The 24,639-nt window shown below is 58.3% G+C and carries 25 protein-coding genes; 16 read left to right on the plus strand and 9 right to left on the minus strand.

All coding sequences use genetic code 11. The features are described from left to right. Positions 1-98 precede the first annotated feature (98 nt). Positions 99-680 carry a D-sedoheptulose 7-phosphate isomerase gene (gene lpcA / locus CWM54_RS13755; RefSeq protein WP_100697512.1) on the plus strand — a complete coding sequence of 194 codons (582 nt, stop codon included), beginning with the start codon at positions 99-101 and terminating at the stop codon, positions 678-680. Positions 681-754: 74 nt separating this feature from the next. After that, entirely contained in the window at positions 755-1,522 is a 768-nt protein-coding gene (locus CWM54_RS13760; RefSeq protein ID WP_061155671.1) for a class II glutamine amidotransferase, read from the plus strand. Here the strand turns inward: CWM54_RS13760 and dpaA are convergent. Then, on the minus strand, positions 1,493-2,233 hold the full coding sequence (gene dpaA, locus CWM54_RS13765; protein ID WP_061155670.1) for a peptidoglycan meso-diaminopimelic acid protein amidase: 741 nt from the start codon (positions 2,231-2,233) through the stop codon (positions 1,493-1,495). The genes CWM54_RS13760 and dpaA overlap by 30 nt on opposite strands. Before the next feature lie 411 nt (positions 2,234-2,644). Between dpaA and CWM54_RS13775 the strand changes: the two genes are divergently transcribed. Genes CWM54_RS13775 through nqrM form a run of 7 tightly spaced genes read left to right on the plus strand, consistent with a single transcriptional unit; the run spans position 2,645 to position 8,709 of the window. Next, complete coding sequence (locus CWM54_RS13775; protein ID WP_100681400.1) at positions 2,645-3,988, plus strand: Na(+)-translocating NADH-quinone reductase subunit A; 1,344 nt, start codon at positions 2,645-2,647, stop codon at positions 3,986-3,988. Between the two features lie 3 nt (positions 3,989-3,991). Then, on the plus strand, positions 3,992-5,230 hold the full coding sequence (locus CWM54_RS13780) for an NADH:ubiquinone reductase (Na(+)-transporting) subunit B (protein ID WP_074386796.1): 1,239 nt from the start codon (positions 3,992-3,994) through the stop codon (positions 5,228-5,230). Then, a complete protein-coding gene (locus tag CWM54_RS13785; RefSeq protein WP_061155667.1) occupies positions 5,223-6,017 on the plus strand; it encodes a Na(+)-translocating NADH-quinone reductase subunit C in 795 nt (264 codons plus the stop codon). Before CWM54_RS13780 ends, CWM54_RS13785 begins: the two co-directional genes overlap by 8 nt. After that, complete coding sequence (locus CWM54_RS13790) at positions 6,010-6,648, plus strand: NADH:ubiquinone reductase (Na(+)-transporting) subunit D (RefSeq protein ID WP_002889716.1); 639 nt, start codon at positions 6,010-6,012, stop codon at positions 6,646-6,648. The genes CWM54_RS13785 and CWM54_RS13790 overlap by 8 nt, the downstream gene beginning before the upstream one ends. A gap of 10 nt (positions 6,649-6,658) precedes the next feature. Beyond that, entirely contained in the window at positions 6,659-7,255 is a 597-nt protein-coding gene (gene nqrE, locus CWM54_RS13795; protein ID WP_061156411.1) for an NADH:ubiquinone reductase (Na(+)-transporting) subunit E, read from the plus strand. A 12-nt stretch (positions 7,256-7,267) separates the two neighbouring features. Continuing rightward, complete coding sequence (gene nqrF, locus CWM54_RS13800; RefSeq protein WP_100697514.1) at positions 7,268-8,491, plus strand: NADH:ubiquinone reductase (Na(+)-transporting) subunit F; 1,224 nt, start codon at positions 7,268-7,270, stop codon at positions 8,489-8,491. Between the two features lie 2 nt (positions 8,492-8,493). Next, positions 8,494-8,709, plus strand: a complete 216-nt coding sequence (nqrM, locus tag CWM54_RS13805) for a (Na+)-NQR maturation NqrM (RefSeq protein WP_004204638.1) — start codon at positions 8,494-8,496, stop codon at positions 8,707-8,709. Positions 8,710-9,118: 409 nt separating this feature from the next. On the opposite strand, the gene CWM54_RS13815 is transcribed toward nqrM, so the two are convergent. Next, positions 9,119-9,979, minus strand: a complete 861-nt coding sequence (locus CWM54_RS13815; RefSeq protein ID WP_100697518.1) for a glycerophosphodiester phosphodiesterase family protein — start codon at positions 9,977-9,979, stop codon at positions 9,119-9,121. Between the two features lie 159 nt (positions 9,980-10,138). On the opposite strand from CWM54_RS13815, the gene dinB reads away from it, so the two are divergent. Beyond that, complete coding sequence (gene dinB, locus CWM54_RS13820) at positions 10,139-11,194, plus strand: DNA polymerase IV (protein ID WP_100697520.1); 1,056 nt, start codon at positions 10,139-10,141, stop codon at positions 11,192-11,194. Positions 11,195-11,196: 2 nt separating this feature from the next. Next, positions 11,197-11,649, plus strand: a complete 453-nt coding sequence (locus tag CWM54_RS13825; RefSeq protein WP_061155663.1) for a GNAT family N-acetyltransferase — start codon at positions 11,197-11,199, stop codon at positions 11,647-11,649. A gap of 42 nt (positions 11,650-11,691) precedes the next feature. Here the strand turns inward: CWM54_RS13825 and pepD are convergent, their stop codons facing one another. Beyond that, positions 11,692-13,149 carry a cytosol nonspecific dipeptidase gene (pepD, locus tag CWM54_RS13830; RefSeq protein ID WP_100697522.1) on the minus strand — a complete coding sequence of 486 codons (1,458 nt, stop codon included), beginning with the start codon at positions 13,147-13,149 and terminating at the stop codon, positions 11,692-11,694. Between the two features lie 257 nt (positions 13,150-13,406). Here pepD and gpt point away from each other — a divergent pair, with 257 nt between their 5' ends. The 3 genes from gpt (at position 13,407) to crl (ending at position 15,671) form a co-directional block, all read left to right on the plus strand. Then, positions 13,407-13,865: a xanthine phosphoribosyltransferase gene (gene gpt, locus CWM54_RS13835; RefSeq protein WP_002889733.1), complete on the plus strand. Its 459-nt coding sequence runs from the start codon at positions 13,407-13,409 to the stop codon at positions 13,863-13,865. Between the two features lie 105 nt (positions 13,866-13,970). Then, entirely contained in the window at positions 13,971-15,215 is a 1,245-nt protein-coding gene (frsA, locus tag CWM54_RS13840; protein ID WP_061155661.1) for an esterase FrsA, read from the plus strand. A gap of 57 nt (positions 15,216-15,272) precedes the next feature. Further along, the gene (gene crl / locus CWM54_RS13845; RefSeq protein WP_004178681.1) at positions 15,273-15,671 is read left to right on the plus strand and encodes a sigma factor-binding protein Crl; all 399 of its coding nucleotides are present in this window, start codon (positions 15,273-15,275) and stop codon (positions 15,669-15,671) included. An 85-nt stretch (positions 15,672-15,756) separates the two neighbouring features. On the opposite strand, the gene csiR is transcribed toward crl, so the two are convergent. The 6 genes from csiR to glaH all read right to left on the minus strand — a co-directional run bounded on the left by csiR (position 15,757) and on the right by glaH (position 23,072). Then, on the minus strand, positions 15,757-16,449 hold the full coding sequence (gene csiR, locus CWM54_RS13850) for a DNA-binding transcriptional regulator CsiR (protein ID WP_061155660.1): 693 nt from the start codon (positions 16,447-16,449) through the stop codon (positions 15,757-15,759). 45 nt (positions 16,450-16,494) lie between these two features. Then, the gene (gabP, locus tag CWM54_RS13855) at positions 16,495-17,895 is read right to left on the minus strand and encodes a GABA permease (protein ID WP_061155659.1); all 1,401 of its coding nucleotides are present in this window, start codon (positions 17,893-17,895) and stop codon (positions 16,495-16,497) included. Between the two features lie 135 nt (positions 17,896-18,030). Beyond that, complete coding sequence (gene gabT, locus CWM54_RS13860; RefSeq protein WP_008805274.1) at positions 18,031-19,314, minus strand: 4-aminobutyrate--2-oxoglutarate transaminase; 1,284 nt, start codon at positions 19,312-19,314, stop codon at positions 18,031-18,033. A 12-nt stretch (positions 19,315-19,326) separates the two neighbouring features. Beyond that, positions 19,327-20,775: an NADP-dependent succinate-semialdehyde dehydrogenase gene (gabD, locus tag CWM54_RS13865; protein ID WP_061155657.1), complete on the minus strand. Its 1,449-nt coding sequence runs from the start codon at positions 20,773-20,775 to the stop codon at positions 19,327-19,329. Between the two features lie 23 nt (positions 20,776-20,798). Further along, positions 20,799-22,067, minus strand: coding sequence for an L-2-hydroxyglutarate oxidase (gene lhgO / locus CWM54_RS13870; protein ID WP_100681384.1), 1,269 nt, complete (start codon positions 22,065-22,067; stop codon positions 20,799-20,801). A gap of 27 nt (positions 22,068-22,094) precedes the next feature. Next, the gene (gene glaH, locus CWM54_RS13875; protein WP_100697524.1) at positions 22,095-23,072 is read right to left on the minus strand and encodes a glutarate dioxygenase GlaH; all 978 of its coding nucleotides are present in this window, start codon (positions 23,070-23,072) and stop codon (positions 22,095-22,097) included. A 461-nt stretch (positions 23,073-23,533) separates the two neighbouring features. Here glaH and CWM54_RS13880 point away from each other — a divergent pair, with 461 nt between their 5' ends. Together CWM54_RS13880 and CWM54_RS13885 are read left to right on the plus strand one after the other, a co-directional pair. After that, entirely contained in the window at positions 23,534-23,791 is a 258-nt protein-coding gene (locus CWM54_RS13880) for a YjhX family toxin (RefSeq protein WP_061155654.1), read from the plus strand. A 57-nt stretch (positions 23,792-23,848) separates the two neighbouring features. Further along, on the plus strand, positions 23,849-24,598 hold the full coding sequence (locus CWM54_RS13885; RefSeq protein WP_165785930.1) for an SAM-dependent methyltransferase: 750 nt from the start codon (positions 23,849-23,851) through the stop codon (positions 24,596-24,598). The last annotated feature ends 41 nt before the right edge of the window (positions 24,599-24,639 follow it).

A 24,639-nucleotide genomic window follows, 5' to 3' on the forward strand; every position in this document is an offset into this window, starting at 1 on the left:
TCAAAAGGGCGGGGGATAACGCAGCCTGCTGCTTCTCGCTTCCGCGGCTATCCGGTACACTGCCAGGGTTATTCCACTCATACTGAAGGATTATCCTCATGTACCAGGATCTTATTCGTAACGAACTGAACGAAGCCGCGGAAACGCTGGCTAACTTTCTGCAGGACGAAGCCAATATCCATGCTATCCAGCGTGCCGCTGTCCTGCTGGCGGATAGCTTTAAGGCGGGTGGTAAAGTGCTGTCCTGCGGTAACGGTGGTTCCCATTGCGATGCGATGCATTTTGCGGAAGAGCTGACAGGACGTTATCGCGAAAACCGCCCGGGTTACCCGGCCATCGCGATCTCCGACGTCAGCCATCTCTCCTGCGTGAGCAATGATTTTGGCTATGAGTATGTATTTTCCCGCTACGTTGAATCCGTTGGCCGCGCGGGCGATGTGCTGCTTGGTATCTCCACTTCTGGCAATTCCGGCAACGTGATCAAAGCTATTGAAGCCGCGCAGGCGCAGGGGATGAAAGTGATCACCCTGACCGGCAAAGACGGCGGCAAAATGGCAGGTTCCGCCGATGTTGAAATTCGCGTGCCGCACTTTGGCTACGCCGACCGCATCCAGGAGATCCACATCAAAGTGATCCATATCCTGATCATGCTGATCGAAAAAGAGATGGTGAAAGGCTAACAGGCAGGCGAGTATGTACTGTTGACGGCGGCTTCGCTTTGGCGCCGTCGTGATTTGTGAGGGTGAGGTGATCTATGTGCGAACTGCTCGGGATGAGCGCCAATGTGCCAACAGATATCTGTTTTAGCTTTACCGGGCTGGTACAGCGCGGAGGCGGGACGGGGCCGCATAAAGACGGTTGGGGTATCACCTTCTATGAAGGTAAAGGCTGTCGCACATTCAAAGATCCGCAGCCAAGCTTTCAGTCACCTATCGCGAAGCTGGTCCAGGATTACCCGATTAAATCCTGTTCCGTTGTCGCCCATATTCGTCAGGCCAATCGCGGTATGGTGGCGCTGGAAAACACCCATCCGTTTACTCGCGAGCTGTGGGGGCGCCACTGGACCTACGCGCACAACGGGCAACTCAAAGGCTATAAATCGCTGAAAACCGGGAATTTTCATCCGGTGGGTGAAACCGACAGTGAAAAGGCGTTTTGCTGGTTGCTGCACCGCTTAACCGAGCGCTATCCGCGCACGCCGGGCAATATGCTGGGGGTATTCAAGTTTATCGCCACCCTGGCGGGTGAACTGCGTGAGAAAGGGGTGTTCAACATGCTGCTGTCGGACGGGCGCTACGTGATGGCGTTCTGCTCGACTAATCTGCACTGGATCACCCGGCGGGCGCCGTTCGGCGTGGCAAAACTGCTGGACCAGGATGTGGAGATCGACTTTCAACGCGAGACCACACCCAACGATGTGGTCACGGTTATCGCCACGCAGCCGCTGACGGCCAATGAAACCTGGCACAAGATCATGCCAGGCGAGTGGGCGTTATTTTGTCTCGGGGAGCGTGTAGTTTGAGGCCAGCTGCGGCTGAACAACCTCGTGGCTGAGCGGCTTGCTTACCACATAGCGGCCGTCGGTCACTGACACAATCGGCGGTTTGTGGGTCTGCTGGAAATAGTCATAGCCAGGCTTGAGCTGTTTCCAGAAATCCGCATAGTAGGAGTATTTGTGGCGTTCCATATTGGCATTGGTCATGCGGAACGGATAGATACTCACTTGCACGCTTGCCTGGCCGAAGACTAAGGCGCCGGTCACGAACTGGAAGATCTCATCGATCCCGCTGTCGGTCATGGCGTAGCAGCCGATAGAGACGCAGTCGCCATGGATCATCAGGTATTTCCCTTCATAACCATGGGCGCGATCGTAGGCGTTCGGGAAGCCGATGTTAATGGCTTTATAGAAGCGGCTGTCGGGTTTGAGCTGGCCGCGGGTGACGTTGTAGAACCCTTCCGGACTCTTGAAATCGCCCTGGCGCTGTTTCGGCCCAAGACCACCGGAGTAGTTGCAGATCCGATAGCTGTCGAGGAGCTGGTAGGTCTCACCCATTTTGACGTAAAGGTCGAGCATGCGCTCTTCTTTAAAGATCTCAATATAAACCGGTGAACCCATTAATTGCTGCTTGTATTCTTTGCTAACCGGCGTCGTCGGGCTATTGCTGCTGAGCAGCCCGGCAAATGACACGCACGGCAACAGAAGCATCGCAATAAATAATGCGATTTTGCGCATACTGCTTGTTCCTTGATAAAACAAAATAGCCACATTGCCAGGACGGCAAGAGAGACCCGAAATCAGAGTTTTCTGGATTTAGAGCGCTCACATTAGCATCACGGCATTTTTTCGCAAGGGCGACGTGGCGGCGTTTACAATTCAGCCTCACTTTATAACCTGCTTACGGCGAAAACACAGTCAGAACTTTGCGCAATAGCTCGCATTTTAGAAGCACTTATTGCCCCTCGCGCTACAGCCGCCGCTCACGAAATGTTACACTTGCGCCGGTTCATCACCAGAGTAAGAAAGGAGGCTTCTCTTCCGTCATGAGCGTCACTGGCGCCGTTTCGCCCTTTCTTCTCTGCCATTCTATCAATAGGCTGGCCCCGGCCTGCGTCGGGGTTGAGGTTACGGATACCTGCTAACGATATGATTAAAATCACGAAAGGGCTGGATTTGCCCATAGCTGGCATGCCATTACAGCAGATTTCTCCCGCGCCAGCGGTGAAGCGCGTCGCGCTGCTCGGCGAAGAATACATCGGAATGCGTCCCGCCATGGCGGTCAAAGAAGGCGATCGGGTCAAAAAAGGTCAGATCCTGTTTGAAGATAAAAAGATCCCCGGTGTCTGCTTTACCGCCCCGGTAAGCGGGGTTGTCAGCGCGATCCACCGCGGTGAACGGCGCGTTTTGCAGTCGGTGGTCATTGATATCGAGGGCAATGAGGCGGTGGCCTTTACGCGTTACGCTGCGGACGCACTGGCTGAGCTGCCGCGCGACACCGTACAGCAGCAGCTGCTGGCGTCGGGCCTGTGGACCGCGCTACGCACCCGGCCATTCAGTAAAACGCCGCGCCCGGGCAGCGTGCCCGCCGCTATTTTTGTCAACGCCATGGACACCAATCCGCTGGCGGCAGAGCCGCAGCCGATTATTCTGGCCGAGCGTGCCGCCTTCGACGCCGGTCTTACCGTGCTCACGCGTCTAACCGACGGGAAAGTGCACGTCTGCCAGCCCAGTGGCGGCAAGCTGGGCGGCCATCCTGCCGGCCAGGTCTGTTTTAATCAATTTGCCGGGCCGCACCCGGCGGGGCTGCCGGGAACGCATATTCACTTTCTGGAGCCGGTGAGTCTGAATAAGCAGGTCTGGCACCTCAATTATCAGGATGCGATCGCTATTGGTCAGCTTTTCCTTGAAGGTGAGTTGTACTGCGAACGGGTGATTGCGCTCGGCGGCCCGCAGGTGAAGTCGCCGCGGCTGGTCAAAACGACGCTGGGCGCCAGTCTGGACGATCTGCTGGCAGGCGAGCTGGAGGAGGGCGAAAACCGCGTCATTTCCGGCTCGGTGCTTAGCGGTACCCGTGCCCATGGCCCTCACGCTTTCCTCGGGCGTTTCCATCTGCAGGTGAGCGTGGTTCGGGAAGGTCGGGAAAAAGAGCTGTTTGGCTGGGTAATGCCGGGCAAAGAGAAGTTCTCGATTACCCGCACTACGCTAGGCCATTTCTTCAAGCGCAAGCGCTTTCATTTTTCCACCGATACCCACGGCGGCGAACGGGCGATGGTGCCGATCGGCAACTATGAGCGGGTGATGCCGCTGGATATTCTGCCAACCATATTGCTGCGCGATCTGCTGGCCGGCGATAGCGATAGCGCCCAGGCGCTGGGCTGTCTGGAGCTGGATGAAGAAGATCTGGCGCTCTGCACCTACGTTTGTCCGGGCAAATATGAATACGGTCCGGCGCTGCGCAGCGTGTTAACCCAGATTGAGCAGGAAGGATAAGAGATGGGCTTAAAGCACCTGATTGAGAAACTTGAGCCGCATTTCACGCATGGCGGCAAGCTGGAAAAATATTACCCGCTGTATGAAGCGGCGGCGACCATCTTCTACACGCCGGGGCAGGTCACCCGCGGCGCGGCGCACGTGCGCGACGCCATCGACCTCAAGCGGATGATGATCCTCGTGTGGTTTGCCGTATTCCCGGCGATGTTCTGGGGCATGTACAACGTTGGGCTGCAGACCATTCCGGCGCTGCACAAACTGTACGGCGCCGAACAGCTGCAGCAGGTGATCGCCAACAACTGGCATTACAGCGTCGCCCAGTGGTTAGGGGTCAGCTTCAGTACTGACGCCGGCTGGCTAAGCATGATGACCTTGGGCGCGGTCTTCTTCCTGCCTATTTACCTCACCGTCTTTATCGTCGGCGGCTTCTGGGAAGTGCTGTTCGCGATTGTGCGCAAACATGAGATCAACGAAGGCTTTTTCGTTACCTCAATTCTCTTCGCGCTGATTGTGCCGCCTACGCTGCCGCTATGGCAGGCGGCGCTGGGGATCTCCTTCGGGGTGGTGATCGCTAAAGAGATTTTCGGCGGTACCGGGCGCAACTTCCTCAACCCAGCACTGGCGGGACGCGCGTTCCTGTTCTTCGCCTATCCGGCGCAAATCTCCGGCGACCTGGTATGGACGGCGGCGGACGGTTTCTCCGGCGCCACGCCGCTCTCCCAGTGGGCCAGCGGCGGCGGTGAAGCGCTGGTTAACGTCGCTACCGGCATCCCGGTGAGCTGGATGGACGCCTTTCTCGGCAACATTCCCGGCTCAATTGGCGAAGTCTCCACGCTGATGATCCTGATTGGCGGCGCGATCATTCTCTTTGGCCGCGTCGCATCCTGGCGCATCGTCGCCGGGGTGATGATCGGCATGATCGCCACCGCCACCCTGTTTAATTTCATCGGTTCCGCAACCAACCCGATGTTCGCCATGCCGTGGTACTGGCATCTGGTGCTCGGCGGCTTTGCCTTCGGCATGATGTTTATGGCGACGGACCCGGTATCCGCCTCGTTTACTGATAAAGGGAAATGGAGTTACGGCGTGCTGATCGGCGTGATGTGCGTGCTGATCCGCGTGGTGAACCCGGCCTATCCGGAAGGGATGATGCTGGCGATCCTCTTCGCCAACCTCTTCGCACCGCTGTTCGATTACCTGGTGGTGCAGGCCAATATTAAGCGGAGGAAGTCGCGTGGCTGAGAAGAAAAGTAACGATAGCATCGGCAAAACGCTGCTGGTGGTGCTGGTGCTTTGTCTGGTCTGCTCCATCGTGGTGGCGGGCTCGGCTGTGGGGCTGAAATCCCGCCAGCAGGCGCAGCGGGCGCTGGATAAGCAGCGCAATATTCTGGCCGTCGCCGGCCTGATGCAGCCCGGGATGGATGCCGATGCGGTAGCCGATACCTTCGCGGCACGCATTACCCCGCGGCTGGTGAACCTGTCGACCGGCGAGCTGTTGGAGAAAGACCCGGGGAAATTCAACCAAGCCCAGGCGCTGAAGGATCCGCAGCAGAGCATCGCGCTGGACGCCAGCCAGGATCCGGCCGGCATTAAACGCCGTAGCAACCTGGCGGAAATTTATCTGGTGCGCGACGCGCAGCAACAGATTGAGCAGATGGTGCTGCCGATCTACGGCAATGGCCTGTGGTCGATGATGTACGCCTTTGTGGCGCTGGACGTCGATGGCCGCACGGTGAAAGGCATCACTTACTACGATCAGGGGGAAACCCCGGGGCTGGGCGGCGAAGTGGAAAACCCGAACTGGCGCCAGCAGTTTATTGGCAAGCAGGTGCTGGATGACAACGGCATGCCGGCACTCCGCGTGGTAAAAGGCGGCGCACGCGCCGGTGACCTGCACGCGGTAGACGGTCTATCCGGCGCCACGCTGACGTCAAACGGCGTGCAGCACAGCTTTGATTTCTGGATGGGCGAACTGGGCTTTGGTCCGTTCCTGAAAAAGGTGCGCGAGGGAGGGCTGAATAATGGCTGAACAGAGCGATATGAAAGAAGTTAAGCGCGTGCTGGTGGGGCCGCTCATCGCCAATAACCCCATCGCCCTGCAGGTGCTGGGCGTCTGCTCCGCGCTGGCGGTGACGACTAAACTGGAAACCGCCTTCGTGATGACCATCGCGGTGACGCTGGTGACGGCGTTCTCCAGCATGTTTATCTCGATGATTCGCCACCATATCCCCAATAGCGTGCGCATCATCGTGCAGATGGCGATCATCGCCTCGCTGGTTATCGTGGTGGATCAGCTACTGCGGGCTTTCGCCTATGAGACCTCTAAGCAGCTGTCGGTATTCGTCGGGCTTATCATCACCAACTGTATTGTGATGGGTCGCGCCGAAGCCTACGCCATGAAATCGCCACCGCTGGCGAGCTTTATGGACGGTATCGGCAACGGTCTCGGCTATGGCGCGATCCTGATTATCGTCGGCTTCCTGCGTGAGCTTATCGGCAGCGGCAAGCTGTTCGGTATCACGGTGCTGGAGACGGTGCAGAACGGCGGCTGGTATCAGCCGAACGGCCTGTTCCTGCTGGCGCCGAGCGCGTTCTTCATTATCGGTTTGCTGATCTGGGCCCTGCGTAGCTGGAAGCCTGAACAGCAGGAAAAGGAGTAAGTAATCGATGATGGCTCATTACATTAGCCTGTTTGTCCGCGCGGTGTTCGTTGAGAATATGGCGCTGGCCTTCTTCCTCGGAATGTGTACCTTCCTCGCGGTGTCGAAAAAGGTCTCCACCGCCTTCGGCCTCGGCGTCGCAGTGACGGTGGTGCTGGGTCTTGCCGTGCCAATCAACAACCTGGTCTATAACCTGGTGCTGCGCGACGGCGCATTGGTGGAAGGCGTTGATCTCAGCTTCCTTAACTTCATCACCTTTATCGGGGTGATTGCCGCGCTGGTGCAGATCCTCGAGATGATCCTCGATAAATACTTCCCGGCGCTGTACAACGCGCTGGGGATCTTTCTGCCGCTGATTGCGGTCAACTGCGCGATTTTCGGCGGCGTGTCGTTCATGGTGCAGCGCGATTACAACTTCACGGAATCCATCGTCTACGGCTTCGGCTCCGGCATTGGCTGGATGCTGGCGATCGTGGCGATGGCGGGGATCCGCGAAAAAATGAAGTACGCCAATGTGCCCGCCGGTCTGCGCGGGTTAGGGATCACCTTTATTACCACTGGCCTGATGGCGCTGGGCTTTATGTCCTTCTCCGGTGTGCAGCTATAAGGGCGGAAAAGTATGGAAATTATTCTTGGCGTTGTGATGTTCACGCTAATTGTGCTGGTGCTGTCGGGGCTTATCCTGGCAGCGCGCTCGAAGCTGGTGAACGCGGGCGACGTGGTTATTGAGATCAATAACGAAGCGGATAAACAGATCCGTACCCCGGCGGGTGACAAACTGCTGAGCACGCTGTCCAGCAATGGGATCTTCGTCTCTTCTGCCTGCGGCGGCGGCGGCTCCTGCGGCCAGTGTCGGGTGACAATTAAAGAGGGCGGCGGCGATATCCTGCCGACCGAGCTTTCGCATATTACCAAGCGGGATGCCAAAGCCGGTTGCCGTCTGGCCTGCCAGGTTGCGGTGAAGCAGAACATGAAGATTGAGCTGCCGGAAGAGATTTTTGGCGTCAAAAAATGGGAGTGCGAAGTTATCTCTAACGATAACAAAGCCACTTTCATTAAAGAGCTCAAGCTGCGGATCCCGGAGGGGGAGGTGGTGCCGTTCCGCGCCGGTGGCTTTATTCAGATTGAATGCCCGCCGCATAAAGTGGCCTATGCTGACTTCGATGTTCCCGATGAATACCGTTCAGACTGGGATAAGTTCAACCTGTTCCGCTACGTCTCTGAGGTGAAAGAGCCGACCCTGCGCGCCTACTCGATGGCTAACTATCCGGAAGAGAAGGGCATCATTATGCTCAACGTGCGCATCGCGACGCCGCCGCCGAAAGTACCGGATGCGCCGCCAGGGATCATGTCGTCCTATATCTGGTCGCTGAAGCCTGGCGATAAGGTGACGATTTCCGGGCCGTTTGGCGAGTTCTTTGCTAAAGAGACCGACGCCGAGATGGTGTTTATCGGCGGCGGCGCCGGCATGGCGCCGATGCGCTCGCATATCTTTGATCAGCTCAAGCGGCTGCACAGCACGCGCAAAATCAGCTTCTGGTACGGCGCCCGTTCGCTGCGCGAGATGTTCTACGATGATGAGTTCGAGCAGCTGGCGCGCGACAATCCAAACTTCACCTTCCACGTCGCGCTCTCCGATCCGCTGCCGGAAGATAACTGGACCGGGCATACGGGCTTTATCCATAATGTTCTGTATGAAAACTATCTGCGCGACCACCCGGCGCCGGAAGACTGCGAATTCTATATGTGCGGGCCGCCGGTGATGAACTCCGCGGTGATAAAAATGCTCAAAGACCTGGGCGTCGAAGATGAGAACATCATGCTCGACGACTTTGGAGGCTGACGATGTTGACGGTATTTGTCGCGACCTTTGTGATTTTTGCGCTGGTGATCCTCGGTATGTCGCTGGGCTACCTGGTGAAGCGTAAGAGCATTCAGGGCAGCTGCGGCGGGATCTCCTCGCTGGGGCTGGAGAAAGTCTGCGACTGTCCGGAACCGTGCGACGCGCGTAAGAAACGTCTCGCTCGCGAGGCGCAGCGTCAGCAGCGGCGTATTTTGTAATCTGTGTTATTTCCGGGCAGATTGCGCTCCCAATATTTCTTCTGCGTTATGTCACTCATGGCGCAGGGAGCGCACAGGGGGCAGCCAGTCGCCGCCGCCCCCTGTACCCCCGGGCTCCGGCCAGCAACATCGCCACTGCGTGGTACCTTCGACTTATCCCTGCAGGCTTCGGGTCGGGCCGAGGCAGCGTCCGTGCAAAACACGGCCCTCAGCCCGCATCCCTGCGGGCTGCCCCGGCCTTCCGGGAACGTCTCAGCGATGTTGAGGCCGCCAGCACCGGCAGTTTCAGCAGCTTCTGGCCCGGCGGTGATTTGGGACCGTAGGCCGGGTCAGGCGCCAGCCGCCACCCGGCAATAGCATGCCAGCAATGTGAGGCCGCTTTCGCGGCCCTTTTTAGCCGTTGACTCCCTTACTGCCAGCTTTTCGCCTGCGCCGGAGAATCCACCATCACCCCGTCGGCGCCCAGCTCCTTCGCCGTGCGGTAGTCTTCCGCACTGTTGATGCCGAAGAAAATAATGTGCGCTTTGCCCTGCGAGCGGAAGCAATCCATCGCCTCTTTATCCCAGGTGAGCGTTGCCGGAGAGATCCCTTCGCCAAGGGTAAACTTCTCCACTACCTCCACCTTGCGCTTCAGCTCCAGCCCATACCACTTATCGCCATTGTGCTGGCTGCTCAGTTGGCACTGGTGGCTGAGTGAAATAGTAGCAAGTTTAGTGCGAGTCTCGCTGCGGGTGACGAAGCGGGGAATAGCGGATGGCAGGGCGGCGATATAGCGGTCATCGGTGGAATAGACCCGCACGCGATCGAGGCTGTCGGTGGCTTTTAACACCGCCAGCAGGCGTTCGCCCATCACCGCCGGATCGGCATCTGGAGATTTGATATCGATGTAGAAAAAAGTGTGCGGCCACTGTTGCAGCACGCTTTGCAGGGTCGGGATCGTAGCCTGCTTACCGCGCCACGGGTGGCTGTCATCCCCCCATTTCCAGCCGGCGTCGACTTTCGCCAGCTCGGCGGCGGTTAAGCTGGAGACCTTACCCTCGGCGTTGGTCAGGGCGGAGAGATCGCTTGAACGATAGAGTACCGGTACGCCGTCGCGGCTTAACTGCACCGTGACCCAGATGGCCTCAGCGTGGTTCTCCAGCGCCAGTTTAATGGCCGGCAGGGTATTTTCCGGCGCATCGCCGGTACCGCCGCGGTGGGCAATCAGCTGTGGGTTAGCTAAAGCGCTGCTGGCGGCCAGCAGGCAAAGGGCGGTGAGTCGTTTCTTCATAATTGTATCTTTCAGATTAGTTGATTAACGTTATGAAAATAAACATGATTTATTGCACTTTTATGTTGTCAGCGTTTTTTTGACCACCGGAGTAAAAAAAGCATCAAACTGGCGCGCAGTTTTGCTATGCTGTATGGGTATACAGTGTTGAGTCTGACGATGCGTAAAATTATCCATGTCGATATGGACTGTTTCTTTGCAGCGGTGGAGATGCGCGACAACCCGGCGTTGCGTGATATCCCCCTCGCGATAGGCGGCAGTCGGGTACAGCGTGGCGTGATTAGTACCGCGAACTATCCTGCGCGTAAGTTTGGTGTGCGCAGCGCCATGCCGACGGCAACGGCGCTCAAGCTGTGCCCGCATCTCACGCTGCTTCCCGGCCGCTTCGATGCCTACAAAGAAGCCTCGAATCATATCCGCGAAATTTTCTCCCGCTATACCTCGCGCATTGAGCCGCTGTCGCTGGATGAAGCCTACCTTGACGTCAGCGACAGCGTGCATTGTCACGGGTCGGCCACTCTGATAGCTCAGGAGATCCGCCAGACCATCGAACGGGAGCTGCACCTCACCGCCTCGGCGGGCGTGGCGCCGGTGAAGTTTCTCGCTAAAATCGCTTCCGATATGAATAAACCCAACGGCCAGTTCGTTATCGCTCCCCATCAGGTGGCAGAGTTTGTGCGGGCGCTGCCGCTGGCGAAAATACCCGGTGTCGGAAAGGTGTCGGCGGCGAAGCTGGAAAATATGGGCCTGCGTACCTGTGGCGATGTGCAGAACAGCGATCTGGCCATGCTGCTCAAGCGCTTCGGTAAATTCGGTCGTATTCTGTGGGAGCGCAGCCACGGGATTGATGAGCGGGAAATCCATAACGATCGGCAACGTAAATCGGTGGGCGTGGAGCGGACGTTAGTGGAAGATATCCACGAATGGTCAGCGTGCGAAGCGATTATCGAAAACCTCTATCCCGAGCTGGAGCGCCGGCTGGCAAAGGTCAAACCGGACCTGTTGATCGCCCGCCAGGGCATTAAACTGAAATTCAATGACTTCCAGCAGACCACCCAGGAGCACGTCTGGCCGCGGCTGAACAAAGAGGATCTGATTGCCACCGCCCACAAAGCCTGGGATGAGCGTCGCGGCGGACGGGGCGTGCGTCTGGTTGGGCTCCACGTGACGCTGCTCGATCCGCAGCTGGAAAGGCAGCTTTTATTAGGGATTTAACCATGCACATTCGTGCTTACCGCGACAGCGATTTGCCCATGCTCTGCGAGGTCTTCCTGCGCGCGGTGCGGGAAACGGCGAGCCAGGACTATACCCCGGGGCAGATTGCGGCCTGGGCACAGGTGGATGAGACGCGCTGGCGACAAAAGCTGGCTGACTCAATCGGGCGGGTGGCCGTGGTCAACAATCAACCGGTTGGCTTTATCACCGCTATCGGGACGCATATCGATTTGCTCTTTGTCTCGCCGGATCACGCCAGGCAGGGTATCGGCGGCGCGCTTATCGAAGCGCTCTGCGCTCAGTATCCTGAGCAAATCCTGACGGTGGACGCGAGCATTACCGCAAAGCCCTGTTTTACAGCCCATGGTTTTGACGTGGTGGCGGAGCAGCGGGTGGCGGCGCGTGGGGAGTGGTTTATTAACTACCGGATGGAAAAACGCGTGGCGCTAAGGTGATACGGGGGAAAACCGGCGGCAGACTGCCGCCGGTTGTGGTGCTTATTTAGCCGGAATGGCTTTCAGCAGCTCGGTCAGCAGCGTCCAGTACTGGCCGACGCTCTCGATATGTACCTGCTCATCCGGGGAGTGCGGACCGGTAATGGTTGGCCCGATGGAGACCATGTCCATCTCCGGATACGGTTTTTTGAACAGACCGCATTCCAGACCGGCGTGGATGATCTGGATGTTCGGCGTCTTGTTGAACAGACGCTGGTAAGTCTCGCGCACCAGGTGCATTACCGGCGAGTTGGCGTCCGGCTGCCAGCCAGGGTAAGCGCCTTTGGCTTCGGTTTTCGCCCCCGCCAGTTTACCCAGAGAATCCAGCATGCTGACCACGTAGTCTTTGCCACTGTCGAGGAGTGAGCGGATCAGGCAGTGGATCTGCACGTTGTCATCGGTCATGGTGACGACGCCGACGTTCAGCGAAGTTTCCACTACGCCTTTCGCCACGTCAGAGTTGCGGATAACCCCGTTCGGCGTGGCGTTCAGCAGGCGGATGAAACCGTCGCGGGAAGCCTGCGTCAGCGCTGCTTTGTCGTTATCAACCGCTTCCAGGAGCACTACCAGGTTCTTCTCTTTGGCCTCCAGCTCGTTTTTCAGCAGCGCCTGGTAAGTATTCACCAGCGCTTTCAGCGCATCGGCTTTATCCGCGGCGACGGCGACGGTCGCGTATGCTTCGCGCGGGATGGCGTTGCGCAACGTACCGCCGTTGAAATCGACCAGACGCAGATCCAGCTCATCGGCGTGGCCGGCGAGGAAGCGCGACAGCAGCTTGTTGGCGTTGCCCAGACCAAGGTGAATGTCACCGCCGGAGTGGCCGCCCTTCAGCCCTTTTAAGGTCAGTTTAAAGCTCTGGAACCCGGCCGGAATCGCTTCGCGGGTCAGCGCCAGGTTAGAGGTGAAATCGATCCCGCCGGCGCAACCCATGTAGATTTCGCCTTCTTCTTCGGAGTCGGTATTGATCAGGATATCCGCCTGCAGCCAGTTGGCCTGCAGACCGAACGCGCCGTCCATACCGGCTTCTTCGGTCATGGTCAGCAGCACTTCCAGCGGGCCGTGAGCGACGCTGTCGTCGGCCAGCACCGCCAGTGCGGACGCCATCCCGATGCCGTTATCCGCGCCCAGCGTGGTGCCGCGTGCTTTCACCCATTCGCCGTCAATGTACGGCTGAATCGGATCTTTGGCGAAGTCGTGGACGGTATCGTTGTTTTTCTGCGGCACCATATCGAGGTGCGCCTGCAGCGCTACCGGCTTGCGGTTTTCCATACCGGCAGTCGCGCCTTTACGAATCAGAATGTTGCCAACCTGGTCACGTTCCGCGTGTAAGCCTTTTTCTTTTGCCCAACCCATAATGTGCTCGGCGAGCTGTTCTTCGTGATAGGATGGGTGCGGGATGGAGCAAATCTTGGCAAAAATATCCCAAAGCGGCTGCGGGGATAGTTGAGACAGTTCAGACACGGTAAGTCTCCTTACAAACTCCTGCATACAGCGGTTGCAGGACGAGGGTTAGCAATAAAATACACAACAAGCCTGGGCTTGCGCGATGAGGTTGAGAATACCACTTTCCACCGCCGCAGGTAGTGTAAACAACGCAAAAAGCGTTGCGCAAACCGCTTAACACTGGTTTTTAGTGCGTCAGATCTCTATAATCTCGCGCAACCATTTTCCCCCTCGAACATTATTTAAGCCGTATTACACAGGCTGGGACACTTCACATGAGCGAAAAATACGTCGTCACCTGGGACATGTTGCAGATTCACGCCCGCAAACTGGCCAGCCGTCTGCTGCCGGTTGAGCAATGGAAAGGCATTATTGCCGTCAGCCGCGGTGGACTGGTACCGGGAGCCTTACTGGCGCGTGAACTGGGCATTCGTCATGTTGATACCGTATGCATCTCCAGCTACGACCATGATAACCAGCGCGAGCTGAAAGTGCTGAAACGTGCGGAAGGCGATGGCGAAGGCTTTATCGTCATCGACGATCTGGTGGATACCGGCGGTACCGCCGTGGCGATCCGCGAAATGTATCCAAAAGCGCACTTTGTCACTATTTTCGCCAAGCCGGCAGGCCGTCCGCTGGTGGATGATTACGTTGTTGATATTCCTCAGGATACCTGGATTGAACAGCCGTGGGATATGGGCGTGGTCTTTGTACCGCCTATCGCAGGTCGTTAATTCTTCAGGACAGTGCTATTTACCACGCCCGGCTTGCCGGGCGTGGTTTTTTTTATCCTTTAGCAGGTTACAATAACAGGAGTGGCACTACGACGGAGACTGCACATGTCACAGGCTAACCTCAGCGAAACGCTGTTTAAACCTCGCTTCAAACATCCCGAAACCTCTACGCTGGTGCGTCGGTTTTCTGCCGGAAAACCCCCGGCGATGCAGTCGGCGCTAAGCGGCAATCACGTCGATCACTGGTACCGTCTGATCAACCGTTTGATGTGGATCTGGCGCGGCGTGACCCCGCAGGAGATCCTCGATGTGCAAGCGCGCATTGTGATGAGCGAGGCCGAACGAACGGATCCAGAGCTGTTCGATACCGTCATCGGCTATCGCGGCGGCAACTGGATCTTCGAGTGGGCGAAAGAGGCCATGCAGTGGCAGCAAAAGGCCGGGCAGGAAGCCGATCCTTTGCTGAGCGGCCGCCACTGGTTGCATGCATCGAACCTGTATAGCATTGCCGCTTATCCGCATATTAAAGGCGATGAGCTGGCCGAACAGGCGCAGGCTTTAGCCAACCGGGCGTATGAAGAAGCCGCCCAGCGGCTGCCGGGCTCGCTGCGCGAGCTGGAGTTCACCATCCCTGGCGGTTCGCCAATAACCGGCTTTTTGCATACGCCAAAAGGCGATGGGCCGTTTCCGACGGTGCTGATGTGCGGGGGCCTGGACTCGCTGCAGACGGATTATTACAACCTGTATGAGAACTACTTCTCACCGCTCGGCATTGCCATGCTGACGATCGACATGCCTTCCATCGGCTTCTCGTCAAAATGGACGCTGAATCAGGACACCAGCCTGCTGCACCAGCATGCGCTGCGCCATCTGGAAAATGTACCGTGGGTCGATCACACCCGGGTCGCGGCCTTTGGCTTCCGCTTTGGCGCCAATATCGCGGTCCGTCTGGGTTACCTGGAGCCGCAGCGGCTGAAGGCCGTGGCCTGTCTGGGCCCGGTCGTTCATGGTCTGCTGGTGGATCCTCTGCATCAGGGGCGCGTGCCGGAGATGTATCTTGACGTGCTGGCCTCGCGGCTGGGCATGCATGACGCATCCGATGAAGCACTACGCGTGGAGCTCAACCGCTACTCGTTAAAAACTCAGGGACTGCTGGGGCGCCGTTGCCCGACGCCGATGCTCTCGGGCTTCTGGAAGGACGATCCGTTCAGCCCCGAAGAGGAGTCGCGGTTAATCACTTCGTCATCTGCCGATGGCAAACTGCTGGAGATCCCGTTTAACCCGGTGTATCGCAATTTTGATCACGCATTGCGACAGATCGCCCGCTGGATCAATCATAGATTTGGTTAATTTATTGCTAAATTCTATTGGTTTGGTAAAACAGTTGCATCACTAAAGGAGATCGCAATGACGTTACCGAGTGGACACCTGAAAAGTAAGTTGATCAAGAAATTCACGGCGCTAGGGCCTTACATTCGCGAAGAGCAGTGCCATGACAACCGTTTCTTTTTCGATTGCCTGGCAGTTTGCGTCAATGTTAAGCCCGCGCCGGAGAAGCGTGAATTCTGGGGCTGGTGGATGGAAATGGAAGCACAAGAGTCACGTTTCACTTACAGCTACCAGTTTGGCCTGTTCAATAAAGAAGGTTCATGGCAGGCGGTCGACATTGACGACCCGGAAGTGAGCGAGAGACTGGAAAAAACGCTACGCGAGTTCCACGAGCGCGCAGCGGCGCTGCTGACCACCTTTAATCTGAAGCTGGAACCGGCCGACGATTTCAGCGAACCGGTTCGCCTGCGGGCCTGATTGATCTACGGATACGATTTCTCCACGCCCGTGCGGCGTGGAGGAGCGTGCCGCCATACCCGTAATTTCAACCCCACCATCTGACTCACCCTGCCTGCGGCGACAGCTTGCCGGCCATCGCCTGTTGAATAATCGGGATAGGGGTCAGTAAGTGCTCGCGCATCAATGCGCTGGCCTGCTCGGCATCGCGCGCCAGAATGGCGTCCAGCAGGGTCTGGTGTTGAACATGCTTGTCTTCCAGCATCTCCACCGACAGCACGGTGGTGCGCAGCCAGATAAAACGGTAGCGCGCCGCCAGATCGAACAGCCGTTCACGCATCTGCAGCAGGTACTGCGAGCCGCAGCCGGCAACAATGGCGGTGTGAAACGCCTGATGGCGCTGGTCCCATTCATCGAGTAAGCGCTCGCTGGCGTCGCAGGACTCCAGTTTGTTGAGCAGATGGGCGCGGGCCAGCAGCTCGGCTTCCCACTCGTCGCCGCCGCGTTCGATGGCGAGGCGCACCAGCATGGCTTCCATATTGGCGCGCGCGTCGAAGATATCGAGAAGCTCCTGTTCGGACATGGGCGCTACCCGATAACCTTTCTGATTGACCACCGTCACCAGCCTTTCCGCCACCAACTGCGAGAGCGCCTCCCGTAGCGGTCCGACGCCGAGCTCATAGCGCGACGTCAACAGACTCATCCGCAGCTTCTCATCGGGTTGGTAGACCCCGCGGATGATGTCGTTTTTCAACCAACGGTACCCGTCAATGGCCGTCGCCTGGGGAATGGCGGTCATGTTCTTACTCCTGAATACTCTTCCCGGCGGGCGCCGGGAACAGGGTTAACGCGTATTTTGCAGCGGCAGTTTTTGCCACAATACCAGCTTTTTCCAGCGTGACATAATCGGTACTGTACAAATAATTCCCAGTGCTAACAGCCCGGTAGAGATCACCTCCAGCTGCTGCGCCGGACGGAACAGCATCACCACCAGCACGAAGGTGATAAAGGCGATAACCAGCCAGGTCAGGTACGGGTAGAGCCACATCTTAAGACGAATTTCCCCCCCTTTCGCCAGCAGGATTTTGCGCATCCGCAGTTGAGAAATGGCGATCACCAGATAAACCAGCAGGGCGATAGCGCCGGAGCTGTCGATAAGGAATTTAAACACCTTGGCGGGGGCGTAGTAGTTCACCACCACGGTTAAGAAGGCTGCGCCGGTGGAGAGCAGCACCGCCACGTACGGGGTTTTGCTGCGGTTGGTTCGGCCCATGATGGCCGGCGCATCGCCGCGGCGGCTCAGGGAGTAGAGCATCCGCGAGGCGGTATACAGCGCCGAGTTCAGGCAACTGGTGACCGACAGGAGGATCACACCGTCCATAATCAGCTTCGCGTAGGGAATATGCAGCAGCTCGAGCACCGAGCGGTAGGACCCCACGCTCTTCAGTCCCGGCATGTTCCACGGGATCAGGGCGACCACCACGAAAATGGAGCACAGGTAGAAGATAGAGATGCGCCAGATAACGGAATTGGTGGCACGGACGATGTGTTTATCCGGGGTATCCGATTCGGCGGCGGCAATGGTGACGATCTCCGCGCCCATAAACGAGAACATGGTGATCAGCATCGCGCTGAGTACCGCGCCGAAGCCGTTCGGCATAAAGCCGCCGTGATCCCACAGACGCGAAATCCCACTCACTTCGGCATAAGGGTAGAAGCCCGTGATGGCGATGGCACCCAGCACGATAAAGGCCAGAATGGCGATGACTTTACAGATAGCCAGCCAGAACTCGAATTCACCGTAGTTCTTGACGCTCAGCAGGTTACTGCCGGTGAGGGCGAGAGTGATGACCAGCGAGAACAACCACACCGGGACGCCCGGCACCCACGAATGCAGAATAATCGCCGCGATATTGGCTTCCAGCGGAATAACCAGTACCCAGAACCACCAATACAGCCAGCCGATGGTATACCCCGCCCAGCGGCCGATGGCTTTGTCGGCGTAGGTGGAAAAGGAGCCAGTATCCGGCGTGGCGACGGCCATTTCGGCCAGCATACGCATAATCATCACCACCAGCAGCCCGGCAAACAGATAGGCCAGCAGCACCGCCGGGCCCGCTTCGGCAATGGCGACGCTGGAACCGACAAATAAACTCGCGCCGATCACCCCGGCGATAGATAACATCGTGACGTGGCGCGACTTCAGCCCCGCCCCTAAATCCTGTGATTGCGACAGTTGCCCCATCATTTACCCTCTCGAAGTGTGTCACCTGGGAGAGCGCCCCGACATTCCCGCGCCGGGGCACGCGTATTATTGTTGTTTTGCAGGTCTCGTCTTCATTCCCTTACGAACGTACTTCGCTTCCGCATGTGTTCTGTTCTATGCCTGTTTCGCCTCGGTAAAGCAGTCGGCGATGATCTTGAGACCCTGCTCGATCTGCGCCTCTTCAATGGTCAGCGGCACCAGGATGCGCAGCACGTTGTAGTACGGCCCGCAGGAGAGCAGGATCAGGCCTTTGTCGCGGGCGCGGGCGACGATATCCGCCGTCAGCCTGGCGTTAGGCTTGCTGCGGTCGCCCTCTTCAAACAGCTCAATAGCGATCATCGCCCCGAGACCGCGAACGTCGCCGATCTCCGGATGATCTTCCGCAATCGCCAGCAGGCCCTGGCGCAGGGTGTCGCCGAGCTGGTTGGCTTTTTCCAGCAGATTCTCTTGCTCGAAAATCTGCAATACCGCCAGGGCGGCGGCGCAGGCGATGGGGTTGCCAGCGTAGGTGCCGCCCAATCCGCCCGGCGCAATAGCGTCCATGACTTCCGCCCGTCCGGTGACGCCCGCCAGCGGGAAACCGCCGGCGATGGATTTGGCGAAGGTGGTGATATCTGCCGCCACGCCCATCTGCTCCATGGCGAACAGCGTGCCGGTACGGCCCGCGCCGCTTTGGACCTCATCGGCGATCAGCATGATGCCGTGTTCGTCGCACAGGGCGCGCAGGCGCTGCATAAAAGCCGGGGAAGCGGCATAAAACCCGCCTTCACCCTGCACTGGCTCAATAATGATGGCGGCGATATCTTCCGGCGCGGCATCGTTTTTGAAGATGCGATGGATGCTGGCGATCGCCTCGTCATCGCTGACGCCGTGCAGCGCGCACGGGTAGAGGGCGCGATAGACGTGGCCCGGCATTAACCCCATACCGGCGGAGTACGGGTTCACTTTTCCGGTCAGCGACAGGGTGTAATGGGTACGGCCGTGATAAGCGCCGGTGAAGGCGATGGCGCCGCTGCGCCCGGTTGCCGCGCGGGCGATTTTCACCGCGTTCTCCACCGCTTCCGACCCGGTGGTGACCAGCAGGGTTTTCTTGGCGAAATCACCGGGCACCTTCTGGTTCATCTTTTCGCACAGCGCCAGGTAAGGCTCGTAGGCCAGTACCTGAAAGCAGGTATGAGATAGCTTTTTCAGCTGGTCTTCGACGGCGGCGACAACCTGCGGATGCAGATGGCCGGTATTGAGGACCGCGATACCGCCGGCAAAATCGAGATATTCGCGGCCTTCGACGTCCCACACCCGGCAGTTCTCCGCGCGTTCGGCGAAGATAGGGTGGATCTGGCCGACGCCGCGCGGCACCGCATCGCTGCGACGCGCCATCATTGCTTTATTGCTGTTCATCCCTCGCTCCTGTTAAAGGCCAATACACATATATTTGATTTCTAAGTAATCTTCGATACCGTACTTCGACCCTTCGCGGCCAAGGCCGGAGGCCTTGACGCCGCCGAACGGCGCGACTTCGGTCGAGATAATGCCGGTGTTGATGCCGATGATGCCGTACTCCAGCGCTTCGCCGACGCGGAACACGCGGCTCAGATCGCGGGCGTAGAAATAGGCGGCGAGGCCGAATTCGGTATCGTTGGCCTGGGCAATGACGTCGGCTTCATCTTTAAAGCGGAACAGCGGCGCCAGCGGGCCGAAGGTCTCCTCTTTCGCCACTTTGGCGCTGTCGGGAACGTTGACCAGGATGGTCGGCTGGAAGAAGTTGCCGCCCAGGGCATGCGGTTTGCCGCCGGTGACGACCTTCGCGCCTTTGGCGATGGCGTCGGCAATATGTTCTTCAACTTTGGCGACGGCTTTCTCGTCGATCAGCGGGCCGGTGGTGACGCCATCCTGCAGGCCATCGCCGATGCGCAGTTTTTCTACCGCCTGCTGCAGTTTTTCAGCGAAACGGTCATAGACGCCGTCCTGGACGTACAGGCGATTGGCGCAGACGCAGGTCTGCCCGGCGTTGCGGAACTTCGACGCCAGCGCCCCCTCGACGGCTTTATCGAGGTCGGCGTCGTCAAAGACGATAAACGGCGCGTTGCCGCCGAGTTCCAGGGAGACTTTTTTGATGTCTTTCGCACACTGCTCCATCAGCTGGCGGCCAATCTCGGTCGAGCCGGTGAAGGAGAGCTTGCGCACCAGCGGATTGCTGGTCAGTTCGCCGCCGACCGCGCCGGCGGAGCCGGTAACCACGTTAAACACCCCGGCGGGGATCCCGGCGCGATTCGCCAGTTCGGCCAGCGCCAGCGCGGAAAACGGCGTCTGGCTGGCCGGTTTCAGGACCATGGTGCAGCCGGCGGCCAGCGCCGGGCCCGCTTTACGGGTGATCATCGCCGCCGGGAAGTTCCACGGGGTGATGGCGGCGGTAACGCCGATCGGCTGCTTAATCACCAGCAGGCGTTTGTCGGCCTGATGGCCGGGAATGGTATCGCCGTAAATGCGCTTACCTTCTTCGGCGAACCACTCAATAAAGGAGGCGGCGTAGCTGATTTCGCCTTTGGCTTCCGCCAGCGGTTTTCCCTGCTCGAGGGTCATCAGGCGGGCGAGATCGTCCTGGTTCTCCATCATAAGATCGAACCAGCGGCGCAGAATGTTCGCCCGCTCTTTGGCGGTGAGGGCTCGCCAGGCGGGAAGGGCGCGATTGGCGGCTTCAATTGCTTCGCGGGTTTCATCGGCGCCCATTTTCGGTACGCTGCCGAGCTGCTCGCCGTTGGCCGGGTTGGTCACCACAATCACGTCGCCATTGGGGGCATCGCGCCACTGACCATCGATCAGCGCCTGCTGGCGAAACAGTGTCATATCGTTGAGTTGCATAATCGCTTCCTGTCTTAAGGGGGTTAACGGGTAAAAGCGGCGTGTAGTGTCTCCACGCTACGTGCCGCACGCAGCGTGCGTCCGGGGTTGCTCTGGCTGGCCAGCAGGGTCTGTACCTTGCTGACGATGTGCGCGCCGATCGGGATAGCGGAGGTGGCCGCTGGCGATGGCGCATTGCAGGTATGTATCGAACGCGCGGTGGTGACGAAGAGAAAATCGTCGATCAGCTTGCCCTGCGGCGACACGGCCTGCGCCCGCACGCCGGCGGGCCACGGGCGTAAATCGCTCAGCGTCAGGCTCGGGCAATATTTTTGCACCAGCCGCAGATAGCCGCTTCTGCACAGCGAATTCTTCATTTCGCCCAGTCCGGAGCGCAGGTTGTTTTGCAGTACCCGGCGAATGCCGGGCGAGGTGAGGATCTCCAGGGTATCGGCCAGCGAGATATCGCGCTTGCGGTAGCCTTCGCGCTTGAGGGCCAGCACCGCATTGGGGCCGACGGTGACGCTGCCGTCGATCATGCGGGTCAGGTGGACGCCGAGGAACGGCATCGTTGGATCGGGGATCGGATAGATCAGATGATTGACGATCTGGTTGTGCTGCGGCGCCAGTTGAAAATATTCGCCGCGGAACGGGCAGATGATAAAGCCGGGATCGACGCCGATCATTTTCACCAGCCGATCGGCCATCAAGCCCGAACAGGCGATCAGCGTGGAGGCCTCATATTCGCCGCCCTGGCGGGTGCGGATCACCACGCCGCTGGCATGTTCTTTCAGGGCGCTGACTTCGGCGTCGTAGACGATCGTTCCGCCTTTCGATTCGAAGATCTTCGCCATTGCCGCCGCCACGTCGCGGTAGCTGACGATGCCGCTGGAAGGGACGAAGATCCCGCCGAGCCCGGTAATGTTCGGTTCGCGCTCGCGTAGCTCCCCGGCGCTTAGCCACTCGCGTTGCAGGCCGTTGGCGGCGGTGCGATCCCACAGGGCGCGCATCCGCTCCATTTCCAGCGGCGAGGTGGCGACCAGCATTTTGCCGCAGACGTCATAGCGGATGCCGTTCTGCTCGCAAAAGGCTTTGGTGGCGCGGTTGCCGGCGAGGCAAAACTGCGCCTTAAGGCTGCCGGGGGTGTAGTACACCCCGGCGTGGATCACGCCGCTGTTGTGGCCAGTCTGATGGCAGGCCGGACCGGTCTCTTTTTCCAGCAGCGCAATGCGCGCGTCCGGGTAAATCTCAATTAACTGCATGGCGGTCGACATGCCGATGATGCCGCCGCCGATAATCACGAAATCATACATCCGCTCAATTCCTTCGCCTGAGAACCCTTATTGATGAGTCTGGTAATGATTCGTGGAATACGCAAAGTAGCCGCGCTGGCGCATCAGTTCGCGGCGCAGGTCCGGGTGCGGCGTAAACCGGTCGCGGCCATGCAGCCAGAACAGGTTGTTAATCAGCAGGAATTTGCCCACCGGCACCGGCACGGAAAGAATGTTTTTACTGGTCTCCAGCGCGTCGGAAAGGCGGCTCAGCCAGGTGCCTTCTTCGAAATCTTTCGGCTGGACGAACTGGTCGATATAGCGCATGACCGGGCGGCCCAGCGAATCGACGTCGAACACCGGGTGGAAAACATCCTTGCTGACGTTTTTGCTCGGCGGCGCGGCCCAGCGCATCGGGCGGCGAGCCAGCGGGTCGCGGAAAAATTCGTCGAGATGCTCCCAGTCGTCGAGATGCAGCAGCAGGGAATTGCCGCCCTGCATGTTCTGCTCGTCGATCTTCATCATCAGCACGTAGTCGGTAATTTCTTCGACATAGGTACCGTCATTGTGCAGCTCCATTACCCGGTGCGGCTGGCGCAGGTAGCTGTCTGAGTTATCGACATTTTTCACCACAAAGCGGGCGTAATACTGGCCGCTCATGGCGTCGAAATTGGAACGGCCAATCAGATGCGCGACGGCGGTGGCCAGCTTGACCATCTCATCGGCCTGGCTGACGTTCTCGATGCCTTCGCCGTTGATCAGCAGCGCGCCTTCCGCGCGATCGAGCAATGTTTTGATCAGCAGCGGCTGCAGCTGGTTGCCGCACAGATCGTCGAGGATCTTGCCGACCTGGAAGCGTAAGAAAGATTTGTACTCCAGCGCCTGCACTGGCCACTGCGCGACCTGCTGCAGGAACCGGGAGGTTGTTTCGGCGGAAAAGGTGAGTTCCAGCAGGCGCGGCGACTGGGCGGAAGGGGCGAAGGAAAAGCCAGGGTATTGCTGGGCTAATGGCGCGGGTGTCGGTTTTACTGCGGTCAGGGCGTTCATCAGGATCGTTCCTCGCTGTAAGGTCAGGGTGATGTTTATTTCGTAGCCATAAATTAAAAATATCTACATTTTTATAAAATACGTACGAAATGGCCTTTTTGTTTCTATTTTGTGATCTGACAACAATTATTTAACAATGTGGGAGGGAGATAAGGTGGTGGTTAACGTTGAGGAACAGAGCGGGTGGTGGAAAGCGCAAAATGCGGGGAAGGATGAGGGTAAATCGTAATACCGGTCACAGTTTTTAATCTGCGCAATACCCTTACCAAATTAGGGTGTTAATATTCAGCCGGTAAATACCTTTCAATGCTCACTGAGGCTTCGATGCTGGAGAATGTCATTATCAGATAATCAGTTCCCCGACCTGCCCAGGCCGGACTGATTATCGCTGCGCTTAAACCTTACGCACACACCTGCGGGTGTAGGCATGTTTTCGCTCATGATAATGAACAGGTTTCAGTATGAATTTATCCCGTCAGGAACAACGTACCTTACACGTTCTCGCCAAAGGTGGCCGTATTGCGCACGTTCGCGATACCTCCGGCCGCATTACCGCCGTCGAATGCTACACCCGTGAAGGACTGTTGCTGAGCGACTGCACCCTCGCGGTCTTCAAAAAGCTCAAAACCAAAAAGCTGATTAAGTCGGTTAATGGTCAACCGTACCGGATCAACACCACCGGTTTGCACAACGTCCGCGCACAGGTGGACAACTGCTGATACAGCGACCCGGGCAGGGTTGCTGCCCGGGTGTATGTTTCTCAAGGAGAAAACCTCATGATCGATATCCCTCGCATTTTTACCATTAGTGAAAGCGAGCACCGTATTCATAACCCTTTTACCCCGGAAAAGTACGCCACCCTGGGACGAGCGCTGCGGATGGCGCCGGGCACCGCCATTCTCGACCTCGGCAGCGGCTCCGGAGAGATGCTCTGTAGCTGGGCGCGCGATCATCAGATCGTCGGCACCGGCGTGGACATGAGCCTGCTGTTCAGCCAGCAGGCGACCGCCCGTGCAGAAGCACTCGGGGTAAGCGACCGGGTAACCTTTGTGCATCAGGATGCCAGCGGATATGTCACCAGCCAGCCGTGCGATATTGCCGCCTGCGTGGGGGCCACGTGGATCGGCGGCGGGGTGGCCGGCACGATTGAGCTGCTGAAGCAGAGCCTGCGGCCCGGCGGCATGTTGCTGATCGGCGAGCCATGGTGGCGTAAACGTCCGGCCACGGCGGAAGAGGCGGTTGCCTGCGGCGCGCAGTCGCCTGATGACTTCCTGACGCTGCCGGCGCTGGTCGCCCACTTTGGTGAACTGGGCTATGACGTGGTGGAGATGGTGCTGGCCGACCAGGAGGGCTGGGATCGTTATGAAGCGGCGAAATGGTTGACGATGCGCCGCTGGCTGGAGGCCAATCCGCACGATGACTTCGCGCCGGAGGTTCGCCAGCAGTTGACCACTGCGCCGCTGCACCACGTCACCTGGGCCCGGGAATATCTCGGCTGGGGCGTGTTTGTTCTGATGGCGCGTTAACCGGCATGTCGGTAGCGCCATTTGCCTTGCTTTAGTCTTGC

It is taken from the genome of Klebsiella sp. D-Nf1 (assembly GCF_002810515.1).
GTDB classification, from domain to species: domain Bacteria; phylum Pseudomonadota; class Gammaproteobacteria; order Enterobacterales; family Enterobacteriaceae; genus Klebsiella; species Klebsiella variicola.